Genomic DNA, 21,288 nt, shown 5'->3' with positions numbered 1-21,288 from the left:
ATGGCGGCGGACCTTGACGCGCAGGCACTGGAAGCCTCGCGCCGCCTGATCGCCGGGGCCGGCAATGTCATGGTGCTGACCGGAGCCGGCGTTTCCGCCGAGTCCGGCGTGCCCACGTTCCGCGATGCCATGACCGGCCTGTGGTCGCGATTCAATCCCGAGGAACTGGCGCAGGAAGATGCCTACCGGCGCCAGCCTGCGCTGGTGTGGGAGTGGTACCTGCACCGGCGCGAGCTGGTGGCGGCAACGCATCCGAACCCGGCGCATTTCGCCATCGCGGCACTCGCGGCACAAAAGGCTGTCACCCTCGTCACGCAGAACGTGGACGGCCTGCACCAGCGTGCCGGCAGCCCCGATGCGATCGAGTTGCATGGCAACCTGTTCGCCAACAAATGGCTGGACGGCTGCGGCCGTTGCGACCCGGCGACCGCCGCGCCCGGCATGCCGCCGCGTTGTGCCATCTGCGGCGCCATGATGCGTCCCGGCGTGGTGTGGTTTGGCGAGGAACTCCCGCGCGTGGCGCGCTATCGTGCAGAGCACGCGGCCGAGAATTGCGACCTTTGCCTGGTGGTGGGCACCTCGGGCCTGGTCTATCCGGCCGCCGGCATGCCCGGTGCCGCCAAGGATCATGGCGCCCACGTCATCGTGGTCAATCCCGAGCCGTCGGCGCTGGACCAGACCGCTGACACCGTGCTGCGGGGACCGGCCGGGGTAGTCTTGCCCTTGCTGTGGGACGGCGCTCCGGCGGCGCCGGCCTGAACCGCTTCGCCGCCTGATTCTCAAAATGCCGCAACCCATCGATACGGCAGCGAGAGCTGCGGGGGACGTGATCGTGGTGGCCGCCCGCATGCAGGATTTCGCCTTGTATCCAGGCCTGCATATCAACTGGTCAGTGCCGCCCGAGCGCCGACCAGCCGGCGTGGCGCCGCTACCCTCAAGCCGTAATCAACGCCTCCAGCTTCACCGCATCCGCGGCAAACGCGCGAATTCCCTCGGCCAGCTTCTCCGTCGCCATCGCATCCTCGTTGAGCTGCCAGCGGAAGGCGGCTTCATCGCACGCGATGCGGGCGATATTGCCGGCCTGCGCCTGGTCGACCGACAGCTTGCGCTCGACCGTCCCTGCGCTGCCGGCCAGCGTTTCCAGCAGGTCCGGGCTGATCGTCAGCAGATCGCATCCAGCCAGCGCCAGGATCTGCTCCGTGCTGCGGAAACTGGCGCCCATCACTTCGGTGGGGTAGCCGAACTTCTTGTAGTAGTCGTAGATCTGGCGCACMGARCGCACGCCGGGATCGTTGTCGCCSGCGTTGGCGGCRGCRTCCCATTTGTCGCCGGCCTGCTTCTTGTGCCAGTCCAGGATGCGGCCGACAAAGGGCGAGATCAGTTGCGCGCCGGCCTCGGCACAGGCGACGGCCTGCGCCAGCGAGAACAGCAGCGTCATGTTGCAGCGGATGCCTTCGCGCTGCAGTACTTCGGCGGCGCGGATGCCTTCCCAGGTGGAAGCGATCTTGATCAGCACCCGTTCGCGGGCGATACCGCGCTGCTCGTACAGCGAGATCAGGTGGCGCGCCTTGGCCACGGTGGCTTCGGTGTTGAAGGACAGGCGGGCGTCGACTTCCGTCGAGACGCGGCCCGGCACGATGGCCAGGATTTCGCAGCCGAAGGCGATCAGCAGGGCATCCATGACCGCGTCGGTGCCTTCATGGCTGCGCACGGCCTTTTCGAGCAGCGGGCGGTACTCGGTCTTCTGGACGGCTTTGAGAATCAGGGAGGGATTGGTGGTGGCGTCTTGCGGCGTGTACTGCTTCATCACCTGGAAATCGCCGGTGTCCGCCACCACGGTGGTGAACTGCTTGAGCTGATCGAGCTGGTTCATGGTCAGTGAGTTGCTTATAAAGGTTTGGTGATGGCGCGGGACCGAAGCGGCAGGTCCCGGACGCCGCGCTGATGCATGCCTCGGGGCATTGTACCGTCGGTACGCGCCAGCACCTGCGATGCCACGGCAATCCGGTACACTATGCGGTTTCCCCCAAAGCAGACGGGCTGTTGTCATGACACAGGATGAACTCAAGGCGCTGGTGGCGCAAGCCGCGGCCGACTATGTCAAGGAGGTAGTGCCGGCGGGTGCGGTGCTGGGCGTGGGCACGGGCTCCACCGCCAACCTTTTTATCGATGCGGTAGCGGCGTTCAAGGAACGGTTCGCTGGCGCGGTTTCCAGCTCCGAGGCTTCCACTCGCCGCTTGCAACAGCACGGCTTCAAGGTGCTGGACCTGAACGAGGTCGACGAGATCCCGGTATATGTGGACGGCGCCGACGAGATCGACGCGAGCGGCGCCATGATCAAGGGCGGCGGCGGCGCGCTGACGCGCGAAAAGATCGTGGCCTCGGTGGCGCAGCGTTTTGTCTGCATCGCCGATGGCAGCAAGCTGGTGAATGTGATGGGCGCATTCCCGCTGCCGGTGGAAGTGATTCCGATGGCACGTGCCGCGGTGGCGCGCAAGCTTGCCACGTTTGGCGGCCAGCCCCGCCTGCGGATGACCAAGGAGGGCGGCATCTACAAGACCGACAACGGCAATGTGATCCTGGACGTCGCAGGCCTGAAGATCACCGATCCGAAGGCGCTGGAAGCGGCCATCGATCATGTGCCCGGCGTGGTCACAGTGGGACTCTTTGCCTTGCGCGGCGCCGACGTGTTGCTGCTTGGCACGCCCGATGGCGTGGCGCGCAGCGATTATTGACCATTGACCGGCCCCGCCGACGGGCCGCCAGCGCATGAAAAAAGGGTGCCGCGAATGGCACCCTTTTTTCTTCCCACCCGGAGGCGCAAGGCCGCGGGCAGGGGAAATCACGCTTGCGGCGGCGGGACGTAGCCCTGTGCCTGGTCGGCGCCTTCGCCGAAGAAGTACTTCTCCGTCTGCTTGAGCAGGTACTGGCGTGCCCGGGCATCGGCCATATTGAGGCGGTTCTCGTTGATCAACATGGTCTGGTGCTTGAGCCAGCCGGCCCAGGCTTCCTTGGACACGCTTTGCCAGATCTTCTTGCCGAGTTCGCCCGGCAGCGGCGGCAGGTCGAGCCCTTCGGCTTCCTTGTTGAGCTTGACGCATTGAACCATGCGGGCCATGGGAACTCCTTGTTATCGTGTGATGTAGCCGGCGCGGCGAGGGAGCCGGCCGTTGCGGTGCCGCTATTGTAACGAAGCGGAGGCCAGCCTTCAGGCTACCCCCACCGCCATCACAGTTTCTTCATCAGCACCATGGACTTGCGCTGCCAGTTGTACAGCTTGCGCTTGTCTTCCGGCAGGTCGTCCACGTTGGCGTGGACAAAGCCGCGTTTGAGGAACCAGTGTTCCGTGCGCGTGGTGAGCACGAACAGGCGGTCCAGGCCGAGACTGCGCGCGCGGCGCTCGATGCGTTTGAGCAGGCGTTCGCCGTCGCCGGTGCCCTGCGCTTCGGAGGACACCGTCAGGCAGGCCATCTCGGCCATGCCCTCGCGCGGGTAAGGGTAGACCGCCGCGCAGCCGAACAGCACGCCGTCGTGCTCGATGACCGAGAAGTTGGCGATGTCGCGCTCGATCAGGTGACGCCCGCGCGGCACCAGCGTGCCGTCCTGCTCCAGCGGCGCGATCAGCTGCAGGATGCCGCCGACGTCGTCCAGCGTGGCTTCGCGCAGGCTTTCCAGGTCGGTGTCGGAGATCATGGTGCCGACGCCGTCGTGCAGGAACAGTTCCAGCAGCACCGAGCCGTCCAGGTGGAAGGGGATCAGGTGGGCGCGCGGCACTCCGCCCTTGAGCGCCTTGACCAGGTGTTCGAGGTAATAAGCGACGTCGGGCGGCAGGTGGTTGTTCTGCAGCCGCTCGATGGCGGTGCGCAGCGACATTTCCGGCATCAGCTTGCCGACCGCGTCCTGCACGCCGGGCACCTCGGTGATAAAGACCAGCTTGTCAGCCTTCAGCGCGATGGCGGTGGCGCTGGCCACGTCTTCCATCGACAAGTTGAAGGCCTGGCCGGTCGGCGAGAAGCCAAGTGGCGAAAGCAGCACGATCTTGCCGTGCGACAGCGACATGCGCACCGACTCCCCGTCGATCTTGCGCACCAGGCCGGTATGCTGGTAGTCCACGCCGTCGACAATGCCCAGCGGGCGCGCGGTAACGAAATTGCCCGAGATCACCGACAGCTGGGCGCCCGCCATGGGCGTATTGGGCAGGCCCTGGCTGAAGGCGGCCTCGATGTCCAGGCGCAGTTCGCCGGCGGCTTCCTTGGCGCATTCGAGCGCGGCGTTGTCGGTGATGCGCACGCCGTCGGTGAATTGCGACTCGACGTGGCGCAGCGCGAGCTGTTCTTCCACCTGCGGGCGCGAACCGTGTACCAGCACGATCTGCATGCCCATGGCGTGCAACAGCGCCACGTCGTTGACCAGCGCATTGAGGATGTTGGCCTTGACCAGTTCGCCGCCGAAGGCGATCACGAAGGTCTTGCCGCGGAAGGCGTGGATATAGGGCGCGACCGCTCGTAGCCAGTCGACGAACTGCTGGTGGTCGGGGCCGCCGCGCTCGACCGGGTCGGCGCAGACAGCAGGCGCGGGTGGCGCGGAAGGGTCCGTGACGGGCAGGGGCTCGTCCTTTTCGGACGGCGCGGGCGCGTCGGCTAGCGTGTCGGTTCTTGCATTCATGCCGCGGATTATAATCCCGGCCAATGTCAGCACAACGCCCCGCCAAACCTTTGTCGCCGGATCGGAAAACCGATGCCGGCCAGCCGGCGCCCAAGGTCGCCCCGTCTCCCGCCCAGCCCGCTAATCAGCCCGCCGCCAGGCAGGCCCGCGCGCCTGCCGTCGCCGCTGCGCCGGTAGCCGGCGAGCGCCAGGAAGGGCGCCGCGAGCAGCGCCCGTCCGGACGGCAGGAGGGGCGCCATCCACCCCAGCCGGCAGGCGGCTCCCCGGCCCAAGCCGGCGCACCCGCCGAACGCCCGCCAGGACAGCCGCGCCAGGACAGGCCCGCCCGTCCGCGTCCCACGAATGGCACGGCCACGCCGCCACGCCCGCCACGGGAAGGCCGCGAGGCCGGCCCGCGCCGCGCCGCGCCGCCCGGAAGCCAGGAGCGTCCGGAGCGTCAGGACAGGGCAGAGCGCCAGGAACGTGCGCCGGGTGAAGCGCGCCGTCCGGTTCGCCAGGCCAATCCGTTGCCGCCCATCAGCTTCCCCGAGGCGCTGCCGGTATCGGCCCGCCGCGAGGAAATCGCGCAAGCGCTGCTGGCCAACCAGGTGGTGATCGTTTCCGGCGAGACCGGCTCCGGCAAGACTACCCAGTTGCCCAAGATCTGCCTGTCGATCGGGCGCGGCCCGGGCGCGGATGGCGGCGGTGGCCTGATCGGCCATACCCAGCCGCGCCGGATCGCGGCCACCTCCACGGCCAAGCGGATCGCGCAGGAGATCGGCACGCCGCTGGGCGAGCATGTGGGCTACCAGGTGCGCTTCAACGACACCATGTCGCCCGGTGCCTCGGTCAAGCTGATGACCGACGGTATCCTGCTGGCCGAGACGCAGACCGATCCGCTGCTGCGGGCCTACGACACCATCATCATCGACGAGGCGCATGAACGCAGCCTCAATATCGATTTCCTGATCGGCTACCTGAAGGAGATCCTGCCGAAGCGGCCTGACCTGAAGCTGATCATCACGTCCGCGACCATCGACGCCAACCGCTTTGCCGAGCATTTCGCACAAGGTGGCAAGCCCGCGCCGGTGATCGAGGTCAGCGGGCGCCTGTATCCGGTTGAGATCCGCTACCGGCCGATCGAGAAGGACAAGCCCGCGCCGGGCGAGGCTGCGCCCAGATCGGCGCAAACGAAGGATCGCGACCTCTTCGACGGCATCGTCGAGGCCGTGGACGAGCTATGCCGTCTCGGGCCGGGCGACGTGCTGGTATTCCTGCCCGGCGAGCGCGAGATCCGCGAGGCGGCGGAAGCGCTGCGCAAGCACCATCCGCCGCATACCGAGATCCTGCCGCTGTTCGCGCGGCTGTCGGTGCAGGAGCAGGAACGCGTGTTCCGGCCCTCCAATGCCCGCCGCATCGTACTGGCGACCAATGTGGCCGAAACCTCGCTGACGGTGCCAGGCATCCGTTATGTGGTCGATACCGGGATGGCGCGAGTCAAACGCTATTCCTACCGCAACAAGGTCGAGCAGTTGCAGATCGAGGCGATTTCGCAGGCTGCGGCCAACCAGCGGGCCGGGCGTTGCGGCCGGGTGGCCGACGGCGTGTGCATCCGGCTGTACGAGGAGGCCGATTTCATCGGCCGCGCACGCTTTACCGATCCGGAAATCCTGCGCTCCTCGCTGGCCGCGGTCATCCTGCGCATGAAGGCGCTGAAGCTGACCGCGATCGAGACCTTCCCCTTTATCGAGCCGCCGCTGGGCCGCGCCATTGCCGACGGCTACCAGTTGCTTCAGGAACTGGGTGCCGTGGAAAGCGTGGGTGACGACGCCAACGCTTTGACCCAGACCGGGCGCCAGCTGGCGCGCCTGCCGCTCGACCCGCGGGTGGCCCGCATGACCCTGGCCGCGCGCGAGCACCATTGCCTGCGCGAGGTGCTGATCATCGCCAGCGCGCTGTCGGTGCAGGACCCGCGCGACCGCCCGCAGGAGGCGCAGGAAGCGGCCGACCAGGCGCACCGCAAGTTCATGGACGAGAAGTCCGAGTTTCTGGGCTGGGTCAAGCTGTGGAAATGGTTCGAGGAGGCGGTGGCGCACAAGAAGACCAACCGCCAGTTGCAGGACCAGTGCCGCGCCAATTTCCTGTCGCATGTGCGCCTGCGCGAATGGCGCGACGTGCATTCGCAGTTGCTGACCACCGTGACGGAGCAGGGCTGGCGCCTCAACGAAAGCGAGCCCACCTATGAACAAGTGCACAAGGCGCTGCTCACCGGCTTGCTGGGCAATGTGGGCTGCAAGCTGGAAGACGCCGACGGCCGCGGGCGCGAGTACCTGGGCGCGCGCGGCATCAAGTTCCATCTGTGGCCCGGCTCGCTGATCGCGCGCAAGGTAGGCCGCTGGGTCATTGGCGCCGAGCTGATCGAGACCAGCCGGCTGTTCGCTCGCACGCTGGCCAGGATCGAGCCGGAATGGCTGGAACAGGTGGGCCGCCATTTGCTCCGCGTGAGCTGGAGCGATCCGCACTGGGAGAAAAAATCCGGCCAGGTGATGGCGATGGAGCGCGCCACGCTGTACGGGCTGGTGGTCTACCAGCACCGGCGCGTGCACTACGGCCCGATGAACCCGCAGGAAGCACGCGAGCTGTTTATCCGCCGCGGGCTGGTGGAGGGCGAGTTCGACACCAAGCTGCCGTTTTTCGCGCATAACCAGCGGCTGACACGCGAGATCGAGAATCTGGAACACAAGTCGCGCCGCCAGGACGTGCTGGTGGACGATGAACTGATTTTTGCGTTCTACGACCGTCTGATCCCCGCGGAGATCCATCAGCAGGCCACGTTCGAGCAGTGGTACCAGAGCGAAAGCGCGCGCGACCGCAAGCTGCTTTACCTGAACCGCGAAGAGCTGATGCGCCACGAGGCTGCCGGCATCACCACGGACCTGTTCCCCAAGGTCATGCCGGTGGCCGGCGTCGATATGTCGCTGACCTATCATTTCGAACCTGGCAGCCATCGCGACGGCGTGACGCTGACCGTGCCGCTGTATGCGCTCAACCAGGTGCGCCCGGAGCGGGCCGACTGGCTGGTGCCGGGCATGGTCAAGGAGAAGGTCCACCTGCTGCTCAAGTCGCTGCCGCAGAAGCTGCGGCGCCATTGCGTGCCGCTGCCGGATTACGCGGCGGGCTTTGTCGATCGCAATCCCTTTGGCGAAGGCGAACTGCTCGACGTGCTGATCGCCGACATCCGCGAGCAGACCGGCACCATGGTCAAGCGCGCGGACTTCAAGCTGGAAACCCTGCCCGCTCACCACGCGATGAATTTCAAGGTGGTGGACGAGCACGGCAGGCAGCTGGACATGGGCCGTAACCTGGCGCAGCTGCGCGCCGAGTTCGGCGGGCAGGCGCAGCAGTCGTTCCAGAACATCGCGGCGCGCGATGTGCCGGCGGCCGAGGCCGGGCAGTACGAAAACCTGACCAGCTGGTCGTTCGGCGAACTGCCTGAGCTGCTGGAGATCCGCAAGGGCAACCAGACGCTGTATGGCTACCCGGCGCTGGTTGACCACACCACCTATTGCGAAGTGGCGGTGTTCGACGATCCGCAGGAGGCGGTGCGCATCCACCACGCCGGGCTGCGCCGCCTGTTCGCGCTGCAATTGCGCGAGCAGGTGAAGTTCCTGGAGAAGAACATCCCCGGCCTGCAGCAGATGGCGATGCAGTACATGACGCTGGGCACGCAGGAAATGCTGCGCGACCAGATCGTGATGCTGGCGCTGGAGCGGGCCTGCCTGCAGGCGCCGCTGCCGCGCAACGAGGCCGAGTTCGCCGCGCGTAAGGAGGAAGGGCGCTCGCGCCTGAACCTGCTCGCGCAGGAAATCGCCCGGCTGGTTGGGGCGGTGCTGGCCGAATACGCGACGCTGCCGCGCAAGCTGATCCAGGCCAAGCCGTTTGCCGCTGCGCATGCCGATATGCAGGCGCAGCTGACGCGGCTGATGGGCAAGAACTTCGTGGCCGATACGCCTTACCAGCAGCTGGTGCATTTCCCGCGCTACCTGAAGGGCATCGCCATGCGCATCGACAAGATCAAGGGCGATCCGGCGCGCGATACGCAGCGCCTGCAGGAAATCACGCCGCTGTTGCAGCAATGGCAGYGCGCCGAGACGCAATTGCGGCAGCAGGGCAGGGGTGTGGAAGACGCCCGGCTGGACGAGTTCCGCTGGATGCTGGAAGAGCTGCGGATCGCGCTCTTCGCGCAGGAATTGCGCACGCCGGTGCCGATGTCGGTGAAGCGGCTGCAAAAGGTGTGGGAGGCCATGCAGCGCTGAAGACCGGGCGCGTCGCCCCGCCCGGGCACTGGTCCGGGCGGAGATTGTGACCAAATGTTAGTTTGTTGCGCTAGGTCATCGGATCACAGTCCGAAAACGTTAGAATGATCGATTAAGTCATTGTTTAACGGTCTTATGCTCGCATTGCGTCGTGTAGTTTCCGGGTTTGCCGCCATCGGCACCCTGGCCCTGGGGATGGTAGCGGCGCCGGCGTTGGCGGAAGTCGTGGTGGTGCTCAATTCGGGTGATGCCACGGTCACGCTGATTGACAAGGACACCCAGAAGGTGCTGGAGACGTTCCCGATCGGGAAGGAGCCGCACCACCTGATCGCCACCCCTGACGACAAGTCGCTGATTGTCGCCAATGCGGTGGGCAACGACCTGGTCTTCCTTGATCCGGTTACCGGCAAGGTCCAGCAGCGCGTTGCCAATATCGACGATCCCTACCAGATCGGCTTCTCGCCCGACCAGAAATGGTTCCTGGCTACCGGCAACCGGCTGGATCGGGTTGATATCTACCGTTGGGACGGCAAGGCGCTGAAGATCGCCAAGCAGTTGCCGCTGGCCAAGACCCCCAGCCATATCGCCTTCACCGACGATAGCCGCATCGCCTTTGTCACGTTGCAGGACTCCAACGAGGTGGTCGCCATCGACCTGCCCACGCAGACCGTGATGTGGCGCATGGATGCCGGTTCCGCACCCGCGGGCGTATGGGTCACGCCGGACCAGAAATACCTGTTGGTAGGCATGACCGGCGCCGACTACGTGGCCGTGATCGACTGGCGTACCCGCACCATGGTCAAGCAGATCCAGACCGGCAAGGGCGCGCACAACTTCCGCGCGGTGGGCGACAAGCGCCATCTGTTCCTGTCCAACCGGGTTTCCGGCACCATCAGCATCATCGACCAGCAGACCCTGACCAAGGTCGGCGACATCACCGGCCTGCCGGCCGGCCCCGACGACATGGAGCTGACGGCCGACGGCAAGACCCTGTGGGTGAGTTTCCGCTGGGCGCGCTCGGTGGGCCTGATCGACGTGGCCAGTCGCAAGCTGGTCAAGACCATCCGCGTGGGCCGTTCGCCCCACGGTATTTATTTCCGTACCCGCGCACCGCTTTATTGAGGGATGGCGGGTAGCCGCGCCACGGGCGGGAACGCCGCGGCCGGCACGGTATCGAAACTAGTATGGCCGCTGCCACTCCAACGCAGTCACAGGAAATCAGGACAGGCATCATGAGCAAGATTTCGCAGCCCTGGCTGCCCGGCGCCCTGGTCCGCGCGGTGGCTGCGGGGCTTGCCGCCACCGGGCTGGCGCTGGCCGCCTCGCCGGCCGGCTCGGCCGAAGCCGGGCAGACCGCGCCACCGGCCTGCCGCGCCGGCACGCTCTACCTGACCTTCGACACCGGCAGCATGAGCCAGGCGGCGCTGATTGCCGACACGCTGCGCCGCCACCATATCAAGGCCACCTTCTTCCTCGCCAACGAGCCTACGATCAACAAGGACAGCTCGCTCGATCCGGGCTGGGCCGCATACTGGAAGACCCTGGCGGCCGATGGCCATGTCTTTGGCAGCCATACCTTCGATCACGTCTACCTGCGCGGCGTGCGCGACGGCAAGGTGAAGATGCGCCCGCAGTTCGGCGCGCATGCGGGGCAGGATGTGGTCATGGACCAGCAGAGCTTCTGCAGCGAACTCAACCGCAGCGCGCAGGCGCTGCGCAGCCTTGCCGGGACCGCCATGTCGCCGCTGTGGCGCGCGCCGGGCGGCCATACCGCACCGCAGACCCTGCAATGGGCCGAGCAGTGCGGTTTCAAGCATGTGGGCTGGGCGCCGGCGGGCTTCCTCGGGGACGAGCTATCTTCCGAGCGTTTTTCCAACCAGGCATTACTGGCGCGCGCGCTGCGCGACCTGCGCGATGGCGACATCGCCATGGCCCATCTTGGCATCTGGTCGCGCAAGGATCCGTGGGCGCCCGGCGTGCTGGAGCCGCTGATCAGCGGCCTGGAGCAGAAGGGCTTCTGCTTTGCGACGCTGCGCGACCATCCGGCCTATCGTGACTGGATACGCGGCCAGGCCGCCACCATGGCCGGGAGACGCTGATGCTCGATGCGCTCAATGCCTGGGTAGGCCAGATCGAGGCCACGCTGTTCCAGGATGTGATCCTGCCCGTGGTCTACCAACTCGGCTTCGGCGGTTATGCCGAGGACGCCTTCACCGGCACCGAATGGCTGCTTGTGGGGCTGGTGCAGATCGCAGTGATGGTGCTGATTCTCGGGCCGCTGGAAAAGCTGCGCCCGGTCGAGGCCGTCACGGATCGCGCAGCGATCCGCACGGATATCCTCTATACCGTGGTGCATCGCCTTGGCCTGTTCCGGCTCGCCATGTTCTTCCTGCTCGGGCCGCTGATGGACGGGTTGGAAGGACATCTGCGGCTGCTTGGCTGGCAGCGCGTGAATGTGGAAGACTGGTGGCCGGCGGTGACCTCGATCCCGCTGGTCAGCTTCTTCATTTACCTGCTGCTGTTCGACCTGCTCGACTACTGGTACCACCGGCTCTCGCATACCTACCGGTGGTGGTGGAGCCTGCATGCCGTGCATCACAGCCAGCGCCAGATGACGCTGTGGAGCGACAACCGCAACCACCTGCTCGACGACATGCTGCGCGACGTGGTGTTCGCCGTGGCCGCGCTGGCGGTGGGCGTCGAGCCATCGCAGTACGTACTGCTGGTGGCGCTGTCGCAACTGCTGCAAAGTTTGCAGCATGCCAACCTGCGCCTGCACTTTGGCCCCCTGGGCGAGCGGTTGCTGGTCTCGCCGCGCTTTCACCGCATGCATCATGCGGTGGGTCTCGGGCACGAGGCAATCGGCCGGCCCACCCGGCTGGGCGGATGCAACTACGGCGTGATCTTCCCCTGGTGGGACATGCTGTTTCGCACCGCCGTATTCACCGACGCCTATTACCCCACCGGCATCCGCGACCAGATGCCGCCGCCGGCAGGCAAGGGACGCAACTACGGCACCGGTTTGCTGTCCCAGCAGTGGTACGGCATCAAGCGCCTGCTGCGGCGCGGCTGACGCGCCTGGCCGCCTGAGCGGCGGCCAGGTGGCGCCATCCCCCCCGCCTGCCGTATCGGCGGCGCCGGGCTGTCAAGCAGCGGCCGCGCACGCGTCCCCCGCGACACTTATGACGTGTGCTAGTCTATTTGTCCCCGCCTTTGTGGAAACCCAATTCACTGCATGAACGATATTTTCCGCGCGCTTGGCCGTGCCCTGATCAGCCAGTTGCATCCGCGCATGCTGATGCTCACCGTCATTCCTTTCCTGCTCGCCACCGGGCTGTGGGGTGGCCTGCTGCTGTGGGGATGGGAGCCGATCATGACGGCCGCGCGCGGCGTGCTGGAAGCCTCGGTGCTGACCAGCTGGATCTACGGCGCGCTCGACTGGTTCGGCCTGCAGTCCCTGCGCACGGTGGTGGCGCCGCTGTTCGTGATCGCGCTGATGATCCCGCTGGTGATCGCCTCCATGCTGGTGTTTATCAGCCTGTTCTCGGTGCCGGCGGCGGTGCGGCACCTGGAGCGCAGCTATCCGGACCTCGTCAAGTCCAGGGGCGGCAGCATGTTGGGCAGCGTGTTCCACGCACTGGGCAGCACCATGGTGTTCCTGCTGCTGGCGCTGGTGACGTTGCCTCTGTGGCTGATTCCGCCGTTCTTCGCGCTGATTCCGCCGTTGCTGTGGGGCTGGCTGACCTACCGCGTGATGACCTACGATGCGCTGGCCCAGCATGCCACCGCGGAGGAGCGCAAGACGCTGATGAAGCGCCACCGCGGGGCCTTGCTCACCATTGGCGTGGCAGTGGGCCTGCTGGGCTCGGCGCCGACGCTGATCTGGGTGTTTTCGGCGGCGCTGATTTTTCTCTTTCCGTTCGTACTGGCCGCCACGCTTTGGCTCTACGTGCTGATTTTTATCTTCTCGGCGCTGTGGTTCGGCCATTTCTGCCTGCGCGCGCTGGAGCAGTTGCGTGTCGAACGCGCGGCCGCGGCCGCAGCGGCCGCGCCGGTAGTGGACGTTATCGATCTCGCGCCGTCGGATGTGCGGCGCCTTGAACAATCCTGAAGCGAGGGCATCATGGGTTTCGGCCTGATCGTCATTGGTGACGAGATTTTGTCGGGGCGGCGTGAAGACAAGCATATGCGCCGTGCCATCGAACTGCTGGCGGCGCGCGGGCTGGCGCTGGACTGGGCGGAGTACGTGGGCGACGAACGCGCACGCATTACCGCGACGCTGCGCCGTACCTTCGCCGGCGACGATGTGGTGTTCTGCACCGGCGGCATTGGCGCGACCCCGGACGATCACACCAGGCAGTGCGCGGCGGCTGCGCTGGGGGTGCCGCTTGAGTTGCATCCCGAGGCGCGGGAACTGATCGCGCAGCGCATTGCCGAGACGGCGGCTGGCGATGCGGTCAAGGCCGACCTGAACCTGCCGGAAAACCAGCATCGCTTCAAGATGGGCGAATTCCCCGCCGGGGCGCGCATCATCCCGAACAGCTACAACCGCATCCCCGGATTCTCGGTGGCCGACCATCACTTCATGCCGGGCTTCCCGGTGATGGCGTGGCCGATGATGGAATGGGTGCTGGACCACTACTATCCGCACCTGTTCCATCTGGCGGTGCAGGTGGAGCGCTCCTTCCTGGTGTTCGAGGCGCCGGAGTCCACGCTGACGCCGCTGATGGAGCGGGTCGAGGCCGCGTTCGACGGCATCCGCGTGTTCAGCCTGCCGTCGGTGGGAGATGCCAAGCGCGGCGAACTTTATGCGCGCCGCCATATTGACCTGGGCGTCAAGGGCCCGGCCGATCAGGTCGAGCCGGCCTATGCCATGCTGCGCGAAGGTGTGCGGGCGATGGGCTTCGAACTGGTGGAAGTGGCAGCGCGGAGGCCAGGCGATCCGGCGGGGGACTGAACCGCCAAGCGCCGGGGAAATGAAAAACGGGACAGCCAGGCTGTCCCGTTTTGCTTGGGGCGCGGGCGTGCCGCCGCTTCAGGCGCCATGCCAGGGAAGGCCCCGGAAGCACCAGCCTTCCACCGTCTTGCGGTGATGGTGTTCATCGCGGCTGCCTTCGAAACCTTCCAGCACATCCATCGCGTACTGGTAGCCAGCCTCCGTGGCGACGCGGGCGGCATGCTTGGAGCGCGCCGCGCTGCGGCACAGGAACAGCACGGGCACGTCGGCGGGCACGCGGGCCTTCAGCTGGGCGATGAACGCAGCATTCTGCGCGCCGCCCGGATAGCTGCTCCATTCCACATGCGCCGCCTGGGCTTCCGGCAGGTCCGGCGCGCCGATCCAGTCCAGTTCGGCCTGCGTGCGCACATCCACCATCACGGCAGTGGGGTCGCCCTGCAGCAAGGCGAAGGCTTCCTGCGGGGAGAGGGCGCCGAAGTAGGGCAGTTGGTTTTGCTGCTGGCGCTGCCGCGCCGCTTGGAGGAGTTCGTCTCGGGTGGTCATCTGGGTGACAAAATCGATGGGTGGAATGGCGTCAAGGGGAGCCCGGCAAGTATTCTAGCGCGCCGGGAGTGCGTGCCGGTGCGTTTGGCGGGGAACGGTATAGACTTCCGCCGGGACAACGGGAATACCGGCGGCATGGCGTCCGCACCGGGTACTTCTGCACCGCAAGCAGGCAAGACTGCCCCGCTCGCGCCAAAATGAACTAATCTGGTGCGTGAGCACGGAAACGGTGCAAATTGGCGTGCAAATGCACCATTAAGGTGTTTTTGTTTGCGGCGGTCGCGGAGCCTTGCCGCAGCGGGCGCGACCGACGAGGCAGCAGAATTGTGGTGTATGTCATATGCTGCACCCGGAACGCGCCGCAGGCCCTGAATCGCGCCGCGCAGCTGCACTTTTTTCGGGAACGCAGGGGTGACAAGGGGGTTGCCTTGGCACGCTTTCTGCTAACATTCCTCGTCCCTTTCGTGGCCGATCTTTATCCTGCCCCCAACGCCTTCCAGGCGTAGCGCTGTAGAGATCGACGCAAGAATGGCTTTATAGACTTCAGCCGAATTTCCAGGAGATAGGCATGGCCCACAGCGTTGCAGATGTGATGAAGCTTGTGAAGGAAAACGACGTCAAGTTCGTCGATTTCCGTTTCACCGATACCAAAGGCAAAGAGCAACACGTGTCGGTACCCGTGTCGCACTTCGACGAAGACAAGTTTGAAAGCGGCCACGCTTTCGACGGCTCGTCGATCGCCGGCTGGAAGGGTATCGAGGCTTCGGACATGCTGCTGATGCCGGATCCGAACACCGCCAACGTCGATCCGTTTTACGAAGAACCCACCCTGATCCTGACCTGCGACGTGGTTGAACCGTCGGACGGCAAGGGTTATGACCGCGACCCGCGTTCCATCGCCAAGCGCGCCGAGGCTTACCTGAAGAGCACGGGCCTGGGCGACACCGCCTTCTTCGGTCCGGAACCCGAATTCTTCATYTTCGACGGCGTGACCTGGAACRTCGACATGCAGGGYTGYTCSGTSAAGATYCASTCSGARGAAGCMCCGTGGTCGTCGGGCAAGGAATTCGAGCACGGCAACAGCGGTCACCGTCCGGGCAAGAAGGGCGGCTACTTCCCGGTCGCCCCGATCGACACGTTCCAGGATATCCGTTCGGAAATGTGCCTGATCCTGGAATCGCTGGGCATCCCCGTGGAAGTCCACCACCACGAAGTTGCCGGCCAGGGCCAGAACGAAATCGGCACCAAGTTCAGCACGCTGGTGCAGCGCGCCGACTGGACCCAGCTGCAAAAGTATGTGATCCAGAACGTCGCCCACACCTACGGCAAGACCGCCACCTTCATGCCGAAGCCGGTCGTTGGCGACAACGGCTCGGGCATGCACGTGCACCAGTCCGTATGGAAGGACGGCCAGAACCTGTTCGCGGGCAACGGCTACGCCGGCCTGTCGGAATTCGCCCTGTACTACATCGGCGGCATCATCAAGCACGCTCGCGCGCTGAACGCCCTGACCAATCCGGGCACGAATTCGTACAAGCGTCTGGTGCCGGGCTTCGAGGCACCGGTCAAGCTGGCGTACTCGGCTCGCAACCGTTCGGCTTCGATCCGCATTCCGTACGTTGCCAATCCGAAGGGCCGCCGTATCGAGACCCGCTTCCCGGATCCGCTGATGAACCCGTACCTGGGCTTCTCGGCACTGCTGATGGCCGGCCTGGATGGCGTGCAGAACAAGATCCACCCGGGCGAAGCTGCCGACAAGAACCTGTACGACCTGCCGCCGGAAGAGGATGCAAAGATCCCGACCGTGTGCTCCAGCCTCGACCAGGCCCTGGAATACCTCGACAATGACCGCGAGTTCCTGACGCGCGGCGGCGTCTTCTCCAACTCCATGATCGATGCCTACATCGAACTGAAGATGGAAGAAGTGACCCGCTTCCGCATGACGACTCACCCGATCGAGTTCGACATGTACTACTCGCTGTAAGGCGAGGCGTTGCCAGGTTGTGACCGGGCAACAGTTGCACCAGGAAGGGGCGGCTTCGGCTGTCCCTTTTTGTTTTGTTCGCTGGTTTGATCGCTAGAATGGGGCTCCTTTCCCACCATCCCTGCTGATGTCAATGGACGCGCTCGAATTCCCGCCCCCCTCGCTCCACCCGGTGCACCGCTTCGGTGCCCGCATGCACGCATCGGCAGCCGTTTGCGCCATGCTGGCGCTGGCCCTGCTGTGCTGGAGCCGCCCGGCCCCGGCCCAGTCGGAAATCTATGTCTGCACCGGCCCCAACGGGGTGCCGGAATACCGGAACGGCAACGGCGGCAAGGGCTGCAAGCGGCTCAGCCTGCCCGAGGTGATGACCGTGCCGGGCGGGCGCGTGAATGCCCCTGCGGCGGGCAAGGGCGCCGGCCCTGCCGTGGCGCCCGCGGCGTTTCCGCGAGTCGACAGCGCGACCCAGAAAAGCCGCGATGGCGAGCGCCGCGCCGTACTCGACCAGGAGCTGCAAAGCGAAGAGGCCAAGCTGGCCGCGCTGCGCGCCGAGTACAACAACGGCCAGCCCGAGCGCCAGGGCAATGAACGCAACTACCAGAGGTATCTCGACCGCACCGCCGCGCTACGCGACGACATTGCGCGCGGTGAGGCCAATGCCGCTTCACTGCGGCGCGAACTCTCCAACTTGAAGGACTAGTGTCATGCGCCGCCTGATTCGCAGCGTCTCGCGCAAGGTAGCCTCGGCCGGAGCCGGTACCCCGCCCGAAGGAGAGGCCGTGGTGCTGCCCCTGGGCGATGTGTCCTACCACCAGGGGCTGGACGTCGTGGCCAACCCCGTGTTGCTGGTGCGCCAGCCCGGCCTGCGCATCGTCTATGCCAATCCCGCGGCCGAGGCGAGTTTCGCGGTGTCGCGCAAGGCCATGGTGGAGCTGTCGCTCGCGGACCTGTTTGGTAGCTCGGAAGAGCTGGCCAGCATGATAGAGACCGTGATTTCGCGGCAGTTCGATGCCCGCCGGCAAGACGTGGTGCTGCATCCGCCGTTGCAGGAGCCCATGCACGCCCATGTCGTCATCGGGGCGCTGGACGCCAATTCCGACGCCGTGGTGGTGGAGGTGCTGCCCAACGAGCAAAAGGTGCGCAGCGACCGCGAGGAGCGCATCCTCGACCTGACCTCGGCCAACAAGGAATTGATCCGCAATCTCGCCCACGAGATCAAGAACCCGCTGGGCGGCATCCGCGGCGCGGCGCAACTGCTTGAGTTCGAGTTGCCCGATCGTTCGCTGCGCGAATACACGCAGGTCATCATCAAGGAGTCGGATCGCCTGCAGACTTTGGTGGACCGCCTGCTGGAGCCGCACCGCCATCCGCATATCGTGTCCGACCTCAATATCCACGAGGTGCTGGAGCGCGTGCGCTCGGTGGTGCTGGCCGAATTCCCCTCCGGGCTGGATATCGTGCGCGACTACGACGCGAGCCTGCCCGACTTGCGCGGCGACATGGAACAGTTGATCCAGGCCGTGCTCAACATCGTCCACAACGCCGCCCAGGCGCTCGCCGAGCGCGTCGCGCGCGGCGATGCGCAGATCATCCTGCGTACCAGGGTGGCCCGCCAGGTAACAATTGCCAAGCGTTTGTTCAAGCTGGCATTGGACTTGCATGTCATCGATAACGGTCCGGGCATCCCCGAGGATATTCGCRAACGCATCTTCTACCCGCTGGTGTCGGGTAGGGATGGCGGCAGCGGCCTCGGTCTCACACTCGCTCAAACCTTCGTGCAGCAGCACGAGGGCTTGATCGAATGTGAGAGCCGGCCCGGCTGTACCGACTTCCGTATCCTGCTGCCCCTGCATTGAGCGCATCGGCGACAGCAATTGGAACTGCCCCAATGATTGCTGCCGACCGGCTTGCCGGCGGTGTGCGGCCAGGTTCACGGAAGACCAAATGACACCGAGCAGACAAGCGACGCACATGAAGCCGATCTGGATAGTCGACGACGATCAATCAATCCGCTGGGTCCTGGAAAAGGCCCTCGCCCGTGAAAGCCTGCTTTCGCGCAGCTTCACCAACGTGCGCGACGTACTGGCCGCGCTGGAAGATGACGAGCCGCAAGTCCTGATCTCCGACATCCGCATGCCGGGAGGCTCGGGCCTGGATTTGCTGCAAGCGCTCAAGGCCCGGCACCCGGGGCTGCCCGTCATCGTGATGACGGCCTACTCCGACCTGGACAGCGCGGTAGCCGCTTTCCAGGGCGGGGCCTTCGAGTATCTGGCCAAGCCGTTCGACGTCGACAAGGCGGTCGAGCTGATCCGCCGCGCGCTGCAGGAAAGCCTGCGCGAGGAGGAGCTGGAAGACCGCCTGGTCGACGCGCCCGAGATTCTCGGGCAGGCGCCGGCCATGCAGGATGTGTTCCGCGCCATCGGCCGCCTGTCGCAGTCGAACGTGACGGTGCTGATCACCGGTGAGTCCGGCACCGGCAAGGAACTGGTGGCGCAGGCGCTGCACAAGCACAGCCCGCGCGCCAATGGGCCCTTTATCGCGCTCAATACCGCGGCCATCCCCAAGGATCTGCTCGAGTCGGAATTGTTCGGCCATGAGCGCGGCGCCTTCACCGGCGCGCAGACCATGCGCCGCGGCCGCTTCGAGCAGGCCGAGGGCGGCACGCTGTTCCTCGACGAAATCGGCGATATGCCGTTCGACCTGCAAACGCGCCTGCTGCGTGTGCTGTCGGATGGCAACTTCTACCGCGTGGGGGGGCACAATCCGCTGCGCGCCAATGTGCGCGTGATTGCCGCCACCCACCAGAACCTGGAAACGCGCGTCAAGGAAGGGCTGTTCCGCGAGGATTTGTTCCACCGCCTCAACGTGATCCGGCTGCGCCTGCCACCGCTGCGCGAGCGGCCGGAAGACATTACGCTGCTGGCCCGTCATTTCCTGCAGAAGAGCGCCAAGGAACTAGGCGTCGAGCCCAAGCGCATGTCGGACGAGGCCCTGGTCTATGTCAGCACGCTGCCATTCCCCGGCAACGTCCGCCAGCTCGAGAACCTGTGCAACTGGCTGACCGTGATGGCGCCGGCGCAGACCATCGAGGTCAAGGACATGCCGCGCGAGATGATCGGCACGGGCACGCCGCAGGGCAGCCATGCCGGTGTGCCGCGCATGGCGGAGCCACGCGCCGAGGGCAGGGCGGACGACGCCGAGGGCCACGACGCCGTCGACTATGGCGCCGCGCCTGCCGGCATGGGCGCGGAGGCCGATTCCGCGCAGGCCTACGCGAACCGCACTGCTGCCGCGAGCGCGATTGCCGGCTGGGAGCACCTGCTGGCAGGGGAGGCCCGCGCCATGCTGGAGTCTGGCCAGCCGGAGGTGATGGATGCGCTCACGCGGCGCTTCGAGAAGGCGGTGCTGGAGGCGGCCCTGGGCGTGACGCGTGGGCGCCGTGTCGAGGCGGCAACCCGCCTGGGCATCGGCCGCAACACCATTACCCGCAAGCTGCAGGAACTGGGCTTCGATTGAAGCAGGTAGTGGGTTGCTGCGGGGCACAAAAAAACAGCCGGGCTTGTCCCGGCTGTTTTTTTTGATGGTGGCTTGCCGCCGTCGCCTTTCGTCGCCGCGCTCAGTCGCGCGCGGCCAGCAGCAACGCTGCCATCTCGGCAAAACCCTCGCCGCAAGCCGCCTCGGTAATGTAGGCGGGCTTGGCCGGCAGTTGCGGCAGGATGTCGCGGATATTGGCGACCCCGACCGACAAGGGGAAATGGGCGAACATGCTCGCATCGTTGGCCGAGTCGCCGATAAACAGCCACTCGTCGCGTTCGGCATCGAGGTCGGCGCCCAGCAATTCCGCAGCGCACAACTGGCTCATGCTCAGCTTGTCGTGCTCCCCGAACCATCCATTGACATGGATCGAACTGACGGTAGCGGTCATGCCGGCTTCGCGCATCAGGCTGACAACGCGGTCGACCGCTGCCGGGGGTAGTGGCGCCACGTCCTCGGCATGGTCGATGGCCAGGTCGGCGGCGTGCCAGGCCTGGTCGGAGGCCAGCGCGCAGCCCGGCACCTCTTGCACGATGCGTGCGCCCAGGGCATGGATGCGCGCCAGGTTATCGGCCCGGGTAGCGGAGTCGTCCAGGTAGCGGGTCACGAGCTTCCCCGCGCGCAGGTGGGAGTAAAAGGCACCGTTTTCGCCAATGATGGCGTCCACTGGCCAGAGCCGGGTCAGGATCTCGGCCCAGGCAATGCAGCGGCCGGTCACCGGGATGACATGGAGGCCGGCTCGCTTGAGCTGGTCCAGCGCAAGGTAGGTGGCCGCCGGCAGCCTGCCGTCGGTGGTGATGGTGCCGTCGATATCGGTCAGTACGCCGCGAACGCGGCGCAGCGCCGGAGCGGGAAGGGTGTGGATGGCTTGCATAGCGCAAGATTTTACCCTGTCAAGCTGTCGATAAATCGTTGTCATATTATTGTAATTTAGTAGAAATGCCCGGTTTTCCAATCCGACACGGCGGGGTAACATCCGGCTGTCACAAAAACTGCATACAGTCGGACGATTTTTGTCCGTACTGAGAAAACAAAACTAGGAGCTGTCGATGACCTTCCAACGTACCGTGCTGAAGATTGCGGCCTTTGCCGCGCTGGCCGGGGCCGGGACCGCCCACGCCGCTGTGGAGATCCAATGGTGGCATGCCATGCAGGGCGCGCTGAATGACAAGGTGAACGAGATCGCCGACAAGTTCAACGCCAGCCAGTCCGACTACAAGATCGTGCCGGTCAATAAAGGCAACTACGACGAGACCATGGCAGCGGGCATCGCCGCCTTCCGCGCCGGTACGCAGCCTGCCATCCTGCAGGTC

General features: G+C 65.6%; 17 protein-coding genes and 1 pseudogene. 13 read left to right on the top strand and 5 right to left on the bottom strand.

The features are described from left to right. Positions 1 to 759 carry an SIR2 family NAD-dependent protein deacylase gene (locus tag AC1DN0_RS31565; RefSeq protein ID WP_477102934.1) on the top strand — a complete coding sequence of 253 codons (759 nt, stop codon included), beginning with the start codon at positions 1 to 3 and terminating at the stop codon, positions 757 to 759. Positions 760 to 934: 175 nt separating this feature from the next. On the opposite strand, the gene tal is transcribed toward AC1DN0_RS31565, so the two are convergent. Next, complete coding sequence (gene tal, locus AC1DN0_RS31560; RefSeq protein WP_441637509.1) at positions 935 to 1,873, bottom strand: transaldolase; 939 nt, start codon at positions 1,871 to 1,873, stop codon at positions 935 to 937. Between the two features lie 175 nt (positions 1,874 to 2,048). On the opposite strand from tal, the gene rpiA reads away from it, so the two are divergent. Beyond that, positions 2,049 to 2,735 (top strand): ribose-5-phosphate isomerase RpiA, encoded by a 687-nt coding sequence (gene rpiA / locus AC1DN0_RS31555; RefSeq protein ID WP_035874903.1) that lies wholly within the window; start codon positions 2,049 to 2,051, stop codon positions 2,733 to 2,735. 107 nt (positions 2,736 to 2,842) lie between these two features. Here the strand turns inward: rpiA and AC1DN0_RS31550 are convergent, their stop codons facing one another. Both AC1DN0_RS31550 and argA read right to left on the bottom strand, forming a co-directional pair. Beyond that, entirely contained in the window at positions 2,843 to 3,118 is a 276-nt protein-coding gene (locus AC1DN0_RS31550) for an oxidative damage protection protein (RefSeq protein ID WP_035874906.1), read from the bottom strand. Positions 3,119 to 3,228: 110 nt separating this feature from the next. Continuing rightward, positions 3,229 to 4,665, bottom strand: a complete 1,437-nt coding sequence (argA, locus tag AC1DN0_RS31545) for an amino-acid N-acetyltransferase (RefSeq protein WP_045239419.1) — start codon at positions 4,663 to 4,665, stop codon at positions 3,229 to 3,231. Between the two features lie 23 nt (positions 4,666 to 4,688). Between argA and hrpA the strand changes: the two genes are divergently transcribed. The 6 genes from hrpA to AC1DN0_RS31515 all read left to right on the top strand — a co-directional run bounded on the left by hrpA (position 4,689) and on the right by AC1DN0_RS31515 (position 13,917). After that, positions 4,689 to 8,960 carry an ATP-dependent RNA helicase HrpA gene (gene hrpA / locus AC1DN0_RS31540; RefSeq protein WP_477146273.1) on the top strand — a complete coding sequence of 1,424 codons (4,272 nt, stop codon included), beginning with the start codon at positions 4,689 to 4,691 and terminating at the stop codon, positions 8,958 to 8,960. A 195-nt stretch (positions 8,961 to 9,155) separates the two neighbouring features. Further along, a complete protein-coding gene (locus AC1DN0_RS31535) occupies positions 9,156 to 10,082 on the top strand; it encodes a YVTN family beta-propeller repeat protein (protein WP_441632212.1) in 927 nt (308 codons plus the stop codon). A 110-nt stretch (positions 10,083 to 10,192) separates the two neighbouring features. Continuing rightward, positions 10,193 to 11,059, top strand: coding sequence for a polysaccharide deacetylase family protein (locus AC1DN0_RS31530; RefSeq protein ID WP_441632143.1), 867 nt, complete (start codon positions 10,193 to 10,195; stop codon positions 11,057 to 11,059). Next, entirely contained in the window at positions 11,059 to 12,033 is a 975-nt protein-coding gene (locus AC1DN0_RS31525) for a sterol desaturase family protein (protein WP_441632145.1), read from the top strand. Before AC1DN0_RS31530 ends, AC1DN0_RS31525 begins: the two co-directional genes overlap by 1 nt. 162 nt (positions 12,034 to 12,195) lie before the next feature. Beyond that, a complete protein-coding gene (locus AC1DN0_RS31520) occupies positions 12,196 to 13,071 on the top strand; it encodes an EI24 domain-containing protein (protein WP_441632147.1) in 876 nt (291 codons plus the stop codon). Between the two features lie 12 nt (positions 13,072 to 13,083). Continuing rightward, the gene (locus tag AC1DN0_RS31515; protein ID WP_441632148.1) at positions 13,084 to 13,917 is read left to right on the top strand and encodes a competence/damage-inducible protein A; all 834 of its coding nucleotides are present in this window, start codon (positions 13,084 to 13,086) and stop codon (positions 13,915 to 13,917) included. 78 nt (positions 13,918 to 13,995) lie between these two features. Here the strand turns inward: AC1DN0_RS31515 and AC1DN0_RS31510 are convergent, their stop codons facing one another. Further along, positions 13,996 to 14,460, bottom strand: coding sequence for a rhodanese-like domain-containing protein (locus AC1DN0_RS31510; protein ID WP_035867017.1), 465 nt, complete (start codon positions 14,458 to 14,460; stop codon positions 13,996 to 13,998). 568 nt (positions 14,461 to 15,028) lie between these two features. Between AC1DN0_RS31510 and AC1DN0_RS31505 the strand changes: the two genes are divergently transcribed. The 4 genes from AC1DN0_RS31505 to ntrC all read left to right on the top strand — a co-directional run bounded on the left by AC1DN0_RS31505 (position 15,029) and on the right by ntrC (position 19,957). After that, positions 15,029 to 16,444 carry a 3-hydroxylaminophenol mutase gene (locus tag AC1DN0_RS31505; protein ID WP_477146272.1) on the top strand — a complete coding sequence of 472 codons (1,416 nt, stop codon included), beginning with the start codon at positions 15,029 to 15,031 and terminating at the stop codon, positions 16,442 to 16,444. Between the two features lie 133 nt (positions 16,445 to 16,577). Then, entirely contained in the window at positions 16,578 to 17,141 is a 564-nt protein-coding gene (locus AC1DN0_RS31500; RefSeq protein ID WP_441632150.1) for a DUF4124 domain-containing protein, read from the top strand. Between the two features lie 4 nt (positions 17,142 to 17,145). Then, positions 17,146 to 18,297 (top strand): nitrogen regulation protein NR(II), encoded by a 1,152-nt coding sequence (gene glnL / locus AC1DN0_RS31495; protein ID WP_477146271.1) that lies wholly within the window; start codon positions 17,146 to 17,148, stop codon positions 18,295 to 18,297. 115 nt (positions 18,298 to 18,412) lie between these two features. Then, positions 18,413 to 19,957 (top strand): nitrogen regulation protein NR(I), encoded by a 1,545-nt coding sequence (gene ntrC, locus AC1DN0_RS31490; protein ID WP_441632153.1) that lies wholly within the window; start codon positions 18,413 to 18,415, stop codon positions 19,955 to 19,957. A gap of 100 nt (positions 19,958 to 20,057) precedes the next feature. Here the strand turns inward: ntrC and AC1DN0_RS31485 are convergent, their stop codons facing one another. Beyond that, entirely contained in the window at positions 20,058 to 20,849 is a 792-nt protein-coding gene (locus AC1DN0_RS31485; protein WP_441632155.1) for an HAD-IIB family hydrolase, read from the bottom strand. Positions 20,850 to 21,024: 175 nt separating this feature from the next. Here AC1DN0_RS31485 and AC1DN0_RS31480 point away from each other — a divergent pair. After that, positions 21,025 to 21,288, top strand: a pseudogene (locus tag AC1DN0_RS31480) (sn-glycerol-3-phosphate ABC transporter substrate-binding protein UgpB); the annotation flags it as partial.

The sequence above is a fragment of the Cupriavidus sp. 05N39 genome (assembly GCF_056397325.1).
Note: the sequence above shows the minus strand (reverse complement) of the source record. Positions and strands in the feature narration are given on the sequence as shown.